This is a genomic window from Pseudanabaena sp. CCNP1317 (assembly GCF_034931345.1).
In the GTDB taxonomy this organism is placed as follows: domain Bacteria; phylum Cyanobacteriota; class Cyanobacteriia; order Pseudanabaenales; family Pseudanabaenaceae; genus Pseudanabaena; species Pseudanabaena galeata.
This window is the reverse complement of sequence record NZ_JAYGIF010000107.1, coordinates 18,823-31,549: the sequence shown is the minus strand read 5'-3', so window position 1 is coordinate 31,549 and position 12,727 is coordinate 18,823. Positions and strand designations below refer to the sequence as shown.

General features: G+C 40.4%; 15 protein-coding genes. 11 read left to right on the top strand and 4 right to left on the bottom strand.

What is annotated here, in order from left to right:
• Positions 1-128 precede the first annotated feature (128 nt).
• Genes ribD through VB775_RS19685 form a run of 4 tightly spaced genes read left to right on the top strand, consistent with a single transcriptional unit; the run spans position 129 to position 3,702 of the window.
• A complete protein-coding gene (ribD, locus tag VB775_RS19700; protein ID WP_281007815.1) occupies positions 129-1,244 on the top strand; it encodes a bifunctional diaminohydroxyphosphoribosylaminopyrimidine deaminase/5-amino-6-(5-phosphoribosylamino)uracil reductase RibD in 1,116 nt (371 codons plus the stop codon).
• Positions 1,245-1,258: 14 nt separating this feature from the next.
• On the top strand, positions 1,259-2,116 hold the full coding sequence (locus tag VB775_RS19695; protein ID WP_281007814.1) for an SPL family radical SAM protein: 858 nt from the start codon (positions 1,259-1,261) through the stop codon (positions 2,114-2,116).
• Positions 2,116-3,423: a hypothetical protein gene (locus VB775_RS19690; protein ID WP_281007813.1), complete on the top strand. Its 1,308-nt coding sequence runs from the start codon at positions 2,116-2,118 to the stop codon at positions 3,421-3,423. Before VB775_RS19695 ends, VB775_RS19690 begins: the two co-directional genes overlap by 1 nt.
• Before the next feature lie 27 nt (positions 3,424-3,450).
• Positions 3,451-3,702 carry an HNH endonuclease gene (locus tag VB775_RS19685; protein WP_281007812.1) on the top strand — a complete coding sequence of 84 codons (252 nt, stop codon included), beginning with the start codon at positions 3,451-3,453 and terminating at the stop codon, positions 3,700-3,702.
• Between the two features lie 30 nt (positions 3,703-3,732).
• Here VB775_RS19685 and cax read toward each other — a convergent pair whose 3' ends face one another.
• Entirely contained in the window at positions 3,733-4,815 is a 1,083-nt protein-coding gene (gene cax, locus VB775_RS19680; protein ID WP_281007811.1) for a calcium/proton exchanger, read from the bottom strand.
• Positions 4,816-4,991: 176 nt separating this feature from the next.
• Between cax and cobO the strand changes: the two genes are divergently transcribed.
• From cobO to VB775_RS19655, 5 genes are all read left to right on the top strand, one after another.
• Complete coding sequence (cobO, locus tag VB775_RS19675; protein WP_281007810.1) at positions 4,992-5,600, top strand: cob(I)yrinic acid a,c-diamide adenosyltransferase; 609 nt, start codon at positions 4,992-4,994, stop codon at positions 5,598-5,600.
• 129 nt (positions 5,601-5,729) lie between these two features.
• Complete coding sequence (locus VB775_RS19670) at positions 5,730-6,818, top strand: Gfo/Idh/MocA family protein (RefSeq protein ID WP_281007809.1); 1,089 nt, start codon at positions 5,730-5,732, stop codon at positions 6,816-6,818.
• 477 nt (positions 6,819-7,295) lie between these two features.
• Positions 7,296-9,260: a protein kinase domain-containing protein gene (locus VB775_RS19665; RefSeq protein WP_281007808.1), complete on the top strand. Its 1,965-nt coding sequence runs from the start codon at positions 7,296-7,298 to the stop codon at positions 9,258-9,260.
• A 471-nt stretch (positions 9,261-9,731) separates the two neighbouring features.
• The gene (locus VB775_RS19660) at positions 9,732-9,938 is read left to right on the top strand and encodes a prevent-host-death protein (RefSeq protein WP_281007807.1); all 207 of its coding nucleotides are present in this window, start codon (positions 9,732-9,734) and stop codon (positions 9,936-9,938) included.
• Positions 9,895-10,176, top strand: a complete 282-nt coding sequence (locus VB775_RS19655) for a Txe/YoeB family addiction module toxin (RefSeq protein WP_407072943.1) — start codon at positions 9,895-9,897, stop codon at positions 10,174-10,176. Before VB775_RS19660 ends, VB775_RS19655 begins: the two co-directional genes overlap by 44 nt.
• A 14-nt stretch (positions 10,177-10,190) precedes the next feature.
• Here the strand turns inward: VB775_RS19655 and VB775_RS19650 are convergent, their stop codons facing one another.
• Positions 10,191-10,337, bottom strand: coding sequence for a hypothetical protein (locus VB775_RS19650; protein WP_323216913.1), 147 nt, complete (start codon positions 10,335-10,337; stop codon positions 10,191-10,193).
• On the opposite strand from VB775_RS19650, the gene VB775_RS19645 reads away from it, so the two are divergent.
• A complete protein-coding gene (locus VB775_RS19645) occupies positions 10,314-10,871 on the top strand; it encodes a DUF3782 domain-containing protein (protein ID WP_281007804.1) in 558 nt (185 codons plus the stop codon). The genes VB775_RS19650 and VB775_RS19645 overlap by 24 nt on opposite strands.
• A gap of 217 nt (positions 10,872-11,088) precedes the next feature.
• A complete protein-coding gene (locus VB775_RS19640; protein ID WP_281007803.1) occupies positions 11,089-11,670 on the top strand; it encodes a DUF3782 domain-containing protein in 582 nt (193 codons plus the stop codon).
• Here the strand turns inward: VB775_RS19640 and VB775_RS19635 are convergent.
• Together VB775_RS19635 and VB775_RS19630 are read right to left on the bottom strand one after the other, a co-directional pair.
• Positions 11,643-11,894, bottom strand: a complete 252-nt coding sequence (locus tag VB775_RS19635) for a hypothetical protein (RefSeq protein WP_281007802.1) — start codon at positions 11,892-11,894, stop codon at positions 11,643-11,645. The genes VB775_RS19640 and VB775_RS19635 overlap by 28 nt on opposite strands.
• 3 nt (positions 11,895-11,897) lie before the next feature.
• Positions 11,898-12,533 (bottom strand): restriction endonuclease subunit R, encoded by a 636-nt coding sequence (locus tag VB775_RS19630; RefSeq protein ID WP_281007801.1) that lies wholly within the window; start codon positions 12,531-12,533, stop codon positions 11,898-11,900.
• Between the last annotated feature and the right edge of the window lie 194 nt (positions 12,534-12,727).

Below are 12,727 nucleotides of genomic sequence, written 5' to 3'. Positions count from 1 at the left end.
GGTTACTGATTAATCTATTTTAGGCAATCACAAGCATTTTTCGACAATCTGGGGAAGTTGGTGCAATGGTAAAATGGGAGGGGCTTTAGCACAGACTATACATTTATAATTTTTCAGATAAAGTCTACATGTTAGAAAACATAGATCAAGAGTCAACCACGCAGCACGATCGCTGGATGCAACGCTGTATTGATTTGGCGAAAAAGGCACGAGGACAAACAGCACCAAATCCAATGGTGGGAAGTGTAATTGTGAGAAATGGACAGATATTAGGGGAAGGATTCCATCCTAGGGCAGGGGAACCTCATGCAGAGATATTTGCAATTCGCGCCGCGCAGCAAACGGGTGAAGATTTACAAGATGCTACTTTATATGTCAATCTAGAGCCTTGCAATCATTACGGACGCACGCCGCCTTGTTCGGAAGCTATTATCAAAGCAGGAATTGGTGAGGTGGTCATTGGTGCGATCGATGCTAATCCACAAGTATCTGGCACTGGTCGCGATCGCTTGCTGGCGGCAGGTGTGAAAGTTACTACAGGTATTTTAGAACAGCAATGCTGGAATCTCAATGAAGCATTCTTCTATCGCATGAAAACGAATTTACCCTTTGGCATTTTTAAATACGCGATGACTCTTGATGGCAAAATCGCGACGACTTCTGGGCATAGCTATTGGATTACTGGTGCAGAAGCGCGGCTTTTAGTGCATGACTTGAGAGTGGGATGTGATGCAATTATTACAGGTGGCAATACTGTTAGGCTCGATAATCCCCACTTAAATACTCATGGATTGAGTGTACATTCCCCTTTGCGAGTAGTAGTAACTCAAAGTTGTGATCTACCTGATGAAGCGAATTTATGGAAAGTTACAGACACTGAAAAAACTTTGCTAGTCACTCTACCTAATATCAATCCTCAATTAAAGCAAAAGCTACGCGATCGCCAAGTTGAAGTTCTTGAACTAGAGGATATATCTCCTGAATTTGTGATGCAAGATTTGGGTAAGCGAGGTTGTAATACAGTTTTATGGGAATGCGGAGGGCGTTTAGGTGCATCCGCCATTAAGGCTAAGATGGTACAAAAAGTTTATGCTTTTATTGCGCCTAAGTTGATCGGGGGATTTACGGCTCCTAGTCCTATTGATGATCTAGGATTAATGATGATGACTGACGCGATGAGTCTAGAGCGATCGCAGTTTCAACAAGTTGGTACAGACTTCTTAATTACTGGCTATCTAAACTAATGTGATAGACAACTATGCTATTCGGAAAAGCTGCAATTTACACTAAAGATGCGAAATCTTTGCTCACCAAGGCAAGCGGATTTATCAATGCTTATGACTTTACTTTAAACCCATATCAAGGCTGTCAATATGGCTGTAGTTATTGCTATGCAGCAGCCTTTAGCCCAAATCAAAAGCTTAGGAAGGAATGGGGTGACTGGGTAATCATCAAACAAAATGCTGTTGAATTATTGGAATTAGAGTTAGCTCGATGGAAAAGAAAACATCCAGATATTCCGCCTCGTATTTATATGAGTAGCGTTACTGACCCATATCAAGCGATTGAGTCAAAGCAAAAACTGACGCGGCAACTTTTAGAGGTGATGACCAAATTTCAGCCAATACTGGTGATTCAGACCCGTAGTCCGATGATTGTCCGAGACATTGATATTTTGCAAAAGCTGCAATACCTACGAATTAATATTAGTATTCCTACAGGTAGCGAGTCAGTAAGAAAAGACTTTGAACCAAAGTCACCGAGTATTATTGCCAGATTACAAGCTCTTGGTAAGCTTCAACATAGTCTTTCTAGTGCCAAATATTCAGTTACAATCACCCCACTTTTACCCACACTACCTGAAGAGAAGAAAGCCTTTTTACAAAAATTAGCGATCGCCGAAAGAATTGTCATCCAGCCTTTTCATGCTAACCAAAAGAAGTCGTTAGTTGCTAGTACCCGTGAAGAAGCGATCGCTTTGCAATCTAAATATGCTTGGTGGTATGACAATGAAGCAGAACAATATGAGATATTTAAGCAAGAATTGTGTGATTTGGTTAACTTTTCGCCTAATATAGACATAAGGGAAGGAAAAAACGGATTTGGGTATGACTAATGATTAATTTGTTTAAAAGCTGGTGGCGTTCCTACCAGTTTTCATCTGCTTTAAAGGGGAAAAAGTTTAAGCTTGCCGAAAAAATATTTCAGGAAATCCAAAAATCTGATGCTAATCTTTCTATTCTAGAATCTCTATATCTGGAAAATCAAAGACTGATTTCCAGTTTAGATATTTATAAAAAAGAGACTCTAGGCTTACGCAAGCGAGTATCAGAAATCCATGAGAGTCAAAATTTAGTTGCTCTACCTGTTACAACAAAGTTAGCAAATGACACGATTGAAGTTAATTCTGAGATTGTTAAATTTATTTGTCACGAGACAAAATTTAGATTTGAATCTGGAGATACTGAATTTTTACAATTCACAGGAATTGACAATGAAGTTTTTGATGAGTTGGAATCTAAGCTAGCAAATTATATAAATAGGAATCTTAGTGACTATCATCCAGATGAAATTCGATTAGCCTATCAAGAACTTAAAAAAGTTAAATTAGGTAAAGATCCTGATTACAGTTATCCTTTAATTGAATATGTATATTTATTAGAGTATTTCCTAGATAATACTTACTGTAGCTATCTTGCATGGTTTTTAATTTACCGCTCTGGCAAGTTAAAAAACAACTTAAAGATTTTAGATGTCGCCGCAGGCCATGGAACGATGTTGTATGGACTAGCAGGCTTAATTGAACGTCTTCATAAGAGTGGATTAGAAACTTCGATGCATATAAATTATCATGCATTAGAACAACAAGATTTATTCTTAAAAATAGGTTTAGAATTTTGGCAAGAATACACTTCAGATAATCATCCATCTAGTAATACTTTCTGGAGATTAGATAGTTCTAACTTGTTCGATTACTACAAACAAAAAGTTGACAATTTACCTGTAGAGTTTTTTGATTTTATCGTTGTCTCTCACTGTTTCTTTTGGGAGTATGATCGCCGAGCAACTTCCACACAAATCTATTCAGATATTTTTCAAAAGCATCTTGCTAAGGATGGTTATGTTATCTTAATTGTGCAAGCTAGTAAACTATTTTCTCTGTTTGATGAGAAGAGAAAAACAAAAGAAATCGAAGCTGAAATCATTCAAGACTTTATTGACTCATTTTCTTTGAAGTTGGTTTGGTATAAACGAGTAGACTCTACTATGCAGAGAGGAAAAATGAATATGCTTATTCATGAATTTGCAAAAGAAAATTTACCTCTTCAAAAACATCTTTCTCCAATCAAAAAGAGTCTATTTAATTTAAGATTTGATTGTTATTATATTCTTGATGACTACGTTATCTTAGCTAGAATTTAACTTGTATAAATCACCAATTCTATATCTATGACTGATAAAACGTCGCGCATAAAAATCCCCCCTGAAGCTAGAAAATGTGTTTTTGAGAGGAATAATTATCAATGTCAAAGCTGTCACAAAATTGACCTTACTGCTAAAAGCTTACAAGTTGATCACATTATCCCGCTAGCACAAGGTGGAGCTAATGACTTGAGTAATCTTCAAACTCTTTGTGCAAAATGTAATCGAGAGAAAAGCGCCAAACTTGATCCACGCTTTCGGAGATTGTATAGCGATTAAAACAAAAGCGGCGCAATGCGCCGCTTTTGTTTAGACTGGTTGAAAATAGAATGCAAAGCCTAGAATTGCGTATGTTGCTACTAGCAAAGACCCCTCTAGCCAATTCGATCGCCCATCAGAACTAATCGAGTTGGCAATCAGTACCGCCACAGCAACCGCCACTAACTCAAATGGATTAAAATTTAAATCCATAGGTTGACCCATAAACCAACCGATAATCACCAGCAACGGAGCAACAAATAGCGCGATTTGCATACTCGAACCCACGGCAACCGATACCGATAGTTCCATTTTGTTCTTCATCGCTACCGTAATCGCCGTTGTATGCTCAGCAGCATTACCGATAATTGGCAAGACGATTACCCCAGTAAATAGTTCTGTTAAGCCGAGTTGGGCTGTTGCCTCTTCTAAAGTTCCCACTAAAAGCTCAGATTCCAAAGCAACCAACAAAGTTACTCCCAGTAGAACTGAAATCCACAATTTAAGATTGATTTCCTGTGGATGCCCTTCTTCTTCCTCCACATCATCTGCTTCTGATTTGCCTACGTCATAGAGATAGGCATGGGTTTTCATCGAGAATAGAAGTGTTAGACAATAGACGATAATCAGGACGATCGCCACTGAAATCGATAGCTTTTGTAAAATTTCTTCACTAATCCCCACAGTCGTAAAATTTGCGGCTGTGGGCAACAAAATTGCAATTACAGCCAAATTCATGACCGAAGCATTTAATCGCGCCATGGTTGGCTGAAATTCCTGTTCCTTATAACGTAGTCCACCCAAAAACATGGACAAGCCCATTACCAGTAATAGATTGCCAATGATTGAACCCGTGATGCTAGCTTTAACCACGCTAGTAAACCCTGCATTCAGAGCTACGATCGCAATGATAAGCTCCGTCGCATTACCAAAAGTCGCATTTAACAAACCGCCCCATGAAGGCCCTAAAACTACCGAGATTTCCTCAGTTGCGGTGCTAAGCCAACCTGCTAAGGGCAAAATTGCGATCGCGGAGGTCACAAACACCAGAGTCGAATTCCATCCTAGCAAGTGACCGATGACCGATATAGGTACAAACGCAAGCAAACCATAGGAGAAGATTTTTTTAAACATATTCAGCCGTTGTAGCGTCAAGGCTAAATATACCAACAAAACCCAAAAAAGTTAGGGTCGGTTGCTTCGCAACCGACCCTAACTTTTTTGGGTTTAATTTTTTCTAAGCATTATGACGGTTGCGATAAAATGTTTTAGCAACTCAATACTTGACTGCCGCTCAACAGGAATCCTTTATGACTGAACTTACCGCCGAACAACATCGCACCAAGATGCAACGCCGCCAAGAGGTACAACATCAGCGAGTCGCAGAGCGTAAACTCGAAAAAGGGCTGATCATTATCAACACTGGTGATGGCAAAGGCAAAACGACCGCCGCTTTGGGGATGGTATTGCGATCGCTAGGGCATGGATATAAAGTCGCGATCGTCCAATTTATCAAAGGTGCGTGGGAACCTGCGGAAAAGAAAGTTTTTGAAATGTGGCAGGATCAACTCGTTTTTCAGGCTTTGGGCGAAGGCTTCACATGGGAAACCCAAGACCGCGATCGCGATATTGCCAAAACTAAAGAAGCTTGGGAAGTGGGGCTGGGCTATATCAAAAATCCTGAATACAAACTAGTTTTGCTAGACGAGGTAAATATTGCTCTCAAACTCGGCTATCTTGATGTGGAAACGGTAATTGCTGGTTTAAAAGAGAAACCTGCTGATTCCCATGTGATTCTCACTGGTCGAGGCGCACCTCCTGAACTAATTGAAGTTGCTGACTTAGTAACGAGAATGGAACTTGTCAAACATCCTTTTAGAGAGCAAGGTGTCAAAGCTCAAGCAGGAATAGAGTTTTAGAACCCATTCAAGAATTAATTCAGATCCCCCCCAGCCCCCCTTAAAAAGGGGGGAGAATTAATTCTTCCCCCTTTTTAAGGGGGATTGAGGGGGATCTCTCAGAGATTTTATTGAACCCTTAGAAAAAATATGACAAAAATTGGTGTTGGCATTATTGGAACAGGATTTGGACAGCTTATCCATATTCCTGCTCTACAAATTCATCCTGATACAGAAGTTGCGGCGGTGTATCATCGCGATCGCCTCAAAGCTCAGCAAATAGCTGATAAATTTAACATTCCCCATGCTTGCGATCGCCTTGAAGATTTACTTGCACTGCCACAAGTCCAAGCTGTCACCATCTCCACACCGCCAAGTTTTCATTATGAGCAGGCAAAAGCAGCGATCGAAGCGGGCAAGCATATTTTGCTAGAAAAGCCTGTGACCATGAATTTTCAAGAGGCGATCGCTCTCTATCGTCTTGCTCAAGAACTTCAAGTCATCACTGCCACTGATTTTGAATTTCGTTGTGTTCCGCAATGGCGATATTTCAAACATCTATTAGACCAGAATCATGTGGGCAAAAAAAGACTAATTCAAATTGATTGGCTAGTGCAAGGACGCGCCGATCCTAATCGGGTTTGGAATTGGTATAGCCAAAAAGCTTTTGGTGGTGGTGCATTAGGTGCGATCGGTTCCCATGCCTTTGATTATGTACGTTGGCTATTTGGCGATATCAAAAGTCTCTCAGGTCAACTCAGCACAGGCATTACTGAACGCCCCGATACTGATGGTGTTATGCGTCCCGTCGATGCCGATGATACCTGTAATATTCTCTTAGAACTAGCCGATGGAACTCCCTGTAATATTTCTCTCAGTACTGTCACCTATCGCGGTCGGGGGCATTGGCTAACGGTTTATGGTGAAAATGGAACCTTAGTGCTAGGCAGTTCCAATCAAGCTGATTATGTGCATGGCTTCAGTTTGCGACAAGGCAAAATCGATCGCACCGACATGGAAATCCTACCAATTCCGACTGAATATGACCTTCCAAAAACCTATACTGATGGTCGGCTTGCACCTGTGCTGTCCATATGCGATCGCTGGGTCAAGTCAATTCAATCAGGTCAACCCATGACTCCGAGTCTTTACGAAGGTGCTTGGTCACAGTTGCTCATGGATTTAACCCAAGAGTCTCACCTACAAAAAAAATGGATGGATGTACCTTTGTCGATCTAATTAAGTAGCTCACCATAATTAAAACCTAAAACCAGAAGCTGACCCGCTTGCTACGCGGTCGGTTCAGCTTTCTAGGTTTTTAGTTTACTTATGCCTAGCTACTTAGTAGCGATCGCAATCTTGCTAATTGGGAAGATCTTCAATGGGTTGAGAGAGTGCGCCCCTTCGTGGCGCACTCTCTCAACCCATTGAAGATTGCTATGTATAGAGCATCACTTTTTATCAATGATTATCATAATAAGGGTTAGAGAATCCCTCAATTTCTGTTTTGTGATTTACAAAAATCGTGCAAAAATAGCGCAAATATAAAGTGTATATTTAAAATGTATATTTTATTATCCGTACTGACATCCAAACATACTTAAAGTGTATGTATGTACTAGGTTGCCACTGAGTAAAAAACTAGTTGCGAAGTATTTTAAGTCAAGCATCTAGTTTTTAAAGTTAGTCAAATTTTATGGTGTGAGATTGGTTTTTATGCTTGATCAAATGCTGATGGATCGCTTTCGGATCGTTAAACAGATTGGCTTTGGTGCTTTTGGCGAGACATTTTTGGCTGATGATACTCACAAACGTCTTAGCAATCAATCTAGTTCTCAATGCGTGGTCAAGCGACTAATTACCCAAACTGATCCTGCTCATATTGCGATTACAAGGCAGATGTTTGAGCGTGAAGCCTCTAAGTTGGATGATCTTAATCATTCAGGTATTCCTAAACTGATTGCCTATTTTGAAGATAATGGACAGTTTTACCTAGTTCAAGAGTTTATTGATGGTCATCCGCTCTCGGATGAGATTAACCATACTGTCAAATGGTCAGAATCAAGGACTAGAGGTTTACTACGTGAAGTATTAGAGATTTTGGCGTATGTCCATAGTCACGGTTCTATCCATCGAGATCTAAAACCTAGTAATATCATGCGCCGCCGAGCTAATGACAAGATTGTGCTGATTGACTTTGGTGCAGTGCGTGAGGTGCAGCAAAACCAGACTAATGTGGCGGTTGGTTTGGCGAGTGGCACGATCGCGATCGGTACGCTTGGATATATGCCTGCGGAACAAACTCAAGGTAGACCATGTTTTGCGAGTGACATCTATGCAGTTGGTTGTATGGCGATCGAGGCTCTGACAGCTGAAGCTCCCTATGGTTATGGATTTGAGCAAGATGCAGAAACGGGTGAGTTTAGCTGGCGGCACAAGGCTCAGGTGAGTGATGATTTTGTGGAATATATCGACAAGATGGTGCGCTATGACTTCCGCCAAAGATATCGCAATGCTGAACAAGCTCTAACAGCTTTGCAAAGCCTCAAACCGATGGCTCCACCACCAACGACGATCATCGTTACCCAACCAGATGCGGCTCTTCCATCACCCAATGAATCTAAAACTGTAGAACCAACTCAAGTAACTACTCCACAGCCAGATTTACAATTAACTGAGCCTTTAGCCTCTCTACCAGACTCAGCTTCTTCTTCAACGATAGTCACTGCATCAGAACCTAAGTCTGAGTCAACGGCTTCAACTATTGTCACTAGTCCAGATGTTCAGCATGAAGCATCGCCTGTAAAACTAGCGCAAGCTGTAGAGACAACTCAATCAATTGAACCAAAGCAAGAGAATCAAGCACCATCAGAAACTACACCAAACTTGTCCATTTCTCCAACCAAACCAACTACTGAAAACCTATCACTAGCAACAGAGACGATAAAACCTACAGCATCACATCAATTAATCAATTCAAATTATGGATATCAGCCACCCAAAAACATAGATGTAACACCAAAACTTTCACAGAAAAAACAAGATTTGCCAACAGAAGAAGATTCTAAAAAACAAAAAACTCTGCTTAGCTTAGGCGTAATCGGAGCAATAATCGGTTTTTTTGCACTAGTTGGAAATTTGCAAAACCAAGGTTCTCAATACAGTTCTTCTTCAAGCTATACAAGACCACAAGTAATACCTACCCCTGATAGTAATGCAACAAATTCTACAGTTTCTTCGCCATCAGTCACAACTTCGCCGTCTCTTACACCTAAGTCTACAGAATCACCTAAGCCCATAGAAGCACCTAAACCACCTACTTCTGCTGAGACACCTAAAGCTAACGCTTCTCCGAATGCCAGTGCTAATTATTCTTCAGGAGCTAAACAGATTGATACTGAAGTTAGACAAGGTAATCAATATAAGGAACTATATGATGCAACTGGTGGTATCAGCTATATCAGTTTAGTTGAGATAGAAACTTGTAAGGCTTTAGATCAAGGTGTCAACTTCAAAGATCTGATTACTGCACTCAATAAAGAATTTGATAAACAGGCAAATTCAATACCAGCAGAGAAACTAACAAAGTTGAAGGAGTATACAGGTTTAGTTAGCGCAGCTAGTATCCTTTACTCTTGTCCTAAGCATATGGATAAAGCTTCCAAGTCATTGGATAAATAAATAGGTAAATAGTTCACTAGTAGATAGCAAAGACATTAATTTATACTTGGAAGACATACTAGACTTGTTGGGTAATAAGTCAAAAAACTCGAAAGTTATTCTGTGTAAGAGTTTCAAGGATTTTAATCTAAAAATCCTTGAGGTCTTCTCTGTGTAACGTTTTTAGCGATTTTAATTGTTATTACCCAACAGGTCTACTCAATAGTATGAGAGAATGGCTGCCTAGCATTAAGGGAATAGGTGATCGTTTTTTGTAGGTGATGAGGGGGCGATCGCCGTTTGATTTTGAGAAATAGGCGATCAGTTTTTTGTAAGGGGCGATCGCTGTTTGATATTGAGATTTAGGTGATCAGTTTTTATTGGTTGTGAGGGGCGATCGCTGTTTGATGTGGGGAATAAGCGATCGGGTTTGTTGTGGTGATGGGCGATCAGTTATAATTATGATTAATCCAGTAAGTTATATTGGCTGCTATGACTAACGCATTACAATACATCTGTGATTCAGAGGGGCAAACTGTCTCCGTAGTTGTTCCCATCGCCTTTTGGCAAGAACTAATGGCAGAAAGAGAAACTGCCTATTTGCTCAGCAGTCCAACTATGAAAGAAAGACTGCTTGCAGCTAGAAAACGTCAAGATGGAATCTCTTTGGAAGCAGCCTGTGAAAAACTTGGAATTTGATGCAGATGCCTTTGAAGACTTAGCTTGGTGGATTGAAAATGATCGCAAAAAAGCATTGAAAATCATCAAACTGATTCGTGAAGTCCAACGTAATCCATTTGAAGGTACAGGTCAACCCGAAGCTCTAAAACACGATCTATCTGGCTGTTGGTCGCGCCGTATTGATCAAGAACATCGTCTAGTTTATGAAGTCCTAAACGATAAAATCAGAGTTCTTGCCTGTCGCTTTCACTACTAGAAATCGCTGTTTGATTAGGGAATAGGCGATCGGGTTTTGTGGGTGATGAAAAGGGCGATCGCTGTTTGAGGTGGGGAATAGGCGATCAGCTTTATCCCAAATGTTAAAATTAAATTGGCACTATCAATTAAAAACACATGACTGAACAAATTACGATTCAAGACATTTATGCACTATTCCGCGAAAGCGAACAGCAACGCCAAGAATATCAGCGTATCGCCGAACAAGAAATGGCAGATCTTCGTAAAATTGTTGCCCAAACCAACAAACAAATAGGAGGATTAACTAGTCGATGGGGAGAATTTGTAGAGAACTTAATTAAACCTGCCGCCGCAAAATTATTTAAAGAGCAAGGCATAGACGTGCATCACACTGCCTTACGAGTTGATGCACAAGATGAGAAAGGTTCCATTGAAATCGATATTCTTGTAGAAAACACTAATGAAGTCGTAGCGATCGAAGTGAAATCTCATTTGGAAGTCCGAGATATAAAGCGGTTTTTGCAAACATTAGAACGATTTAAAGAAGCGTTTCCCAAATATCAAAGCTACAAACTCTATGGAGCCGTAGCAGGAATAAAAATAGATGAAAGATCCGATCTCTTTGCAACACAGGAAGGACTATTTGTAATCGCCCCCGCAGGAGATTCAGTCATTATTGCCAACAGCCAAATTCTTGAACCAAGAATTTGGTAGTTCAAGTACTTTTATTAAATAGCGATCGCTGCTTGATGTGGGAAAAAGGCGATCGGGTTTTGGGTGGTGAAGGGGCGATCGCTGTTTGATGGGGAAATGGGCGATCGGGTTTGTGGGTGGTGAAGGGGCGATCGCTGTTTGATGTGGGGAATAGGCGATCACAAAAACCTATCTTAATTGCTAAAATACTTACACCACAATTAATCCCATATATACCATGTCCGATAACACTATCACTCTAGACGACATCTTCGCCCTCTTCCGCGAAAGCGAACAACAACGCCAAGAATATCAGCACCAAGCCGAACTAGAAATGGCGGAACTCCGAAAGACTATTGAACAAACTAATAAACAAATTGAACAAACTAACAAACAAGTCGGAGGACTAACCAGCCGATGGGCAGAATTTGTTGAAAATCTAATCAAACCTGCCGCCGCTAGAATTTTTAGAGAACAGGGAATTGACGTTCATTACACCGCTATGCGCGTAAAGGGTGATGATGATCGAGGCTCAATGGAAATTGATATTCTGGTGGAAAATAGTAATGAAATCGTAGCGATCGAAGTTAAGTCACATTTAGAAATTCGCAATGTGAAGAGGTTTTTAGAAGTATTAGCAAGATTTAAAGAGGCATTTCCAAAATATAAAAATTACAAGGTTTATGGAGCCGTAGCAGGAATAAAAATTGATGAAAAGGCAGATGAATATGCAACACAAGAAGGACTATTTTTAATCGAACCCGCAGGAGATTCTGTGATTATTGCCAATAGTCAAAATTTACAACCGAGAGTCTGGTGATTTTTATTGATTGATAGGCAATCTGGTTTGTGGGTGATAAGTGGCGATCGCTGTTTGATTGAAGGGAATAGGCGATCAGATTTTGTGGGTGTTGAGGAGGTGATCGCTGTTTGATGTGAGGTAGAAGGCGATCGGGTTTTATGGGTGATGAGGGGCGATCGCTGTTTGATGTTGTAGGAATAGGCGATCGGTTTTGTGGGTGGTGTGGGGCGATCGCTATGCAACTCCTATGATTTACAAATAGCTTTAAGAACTTTAAGAATCTGTATAGAAGGCTCAGACTCGATCAGAGATAAAGAAGGAAATAACTGATAGATCGGTGATTCTCCTGCACAGATGCGGATAAACTGGAAATGCAAACCATTTGTTGCTAAACCCCAAACTGAAGACTGAGACTGCAAAGACTCATGAGCATAAGTTAATAATTGCGGAATTCCTGTAAAAGGTTCAATCCCCGCTCTCTTTGCTTCAACTATCAGCACCCAAAGCTTGGTTAAATTTGGAACTCCAGATTTTTTAACCGCCAAAATATCATATCTACCAGTAATGCTAGTATCCGCTTCGAGAATATCAATACGCTGAATATTTTCTTCTAAAAGCAACTCGATCGCTTGGTTATAGTAACCTGTCAAATTCATTAGAGGTGCAAGCGCAAGAAACTTAATTTGTCCTTCGGAAACTCTACCTGACAATAGATACCGCCGAAAATTAGTACAAATCTCGGTTAGTTCTGTTTGCTCAAAATCAGAAATAGATTCCAAATCCAAATAATCAGAAAAAACACCCATCTCTCCAAACTCATGGAAGCCTAATAGATGTTGTACGTCTTCAAAATTTAAATTTTTCGCGGCAAGTGTAACCATATCAATCTCTTGCTAAATTAGCGATACTTTCGATCTTAACATCTAAACAATTACATTGAGGCTCAGTGAATGATGATCGCTGTTTGATGTTGAGATTTAGGCGATCGGAGAGTAGTAGTTAAGGGTTTTGCGGCGTTTGCATTCTTTGTTGGGATTGGGATCGCGTTGTTTGACGTTTTGGATTTCATCGATGA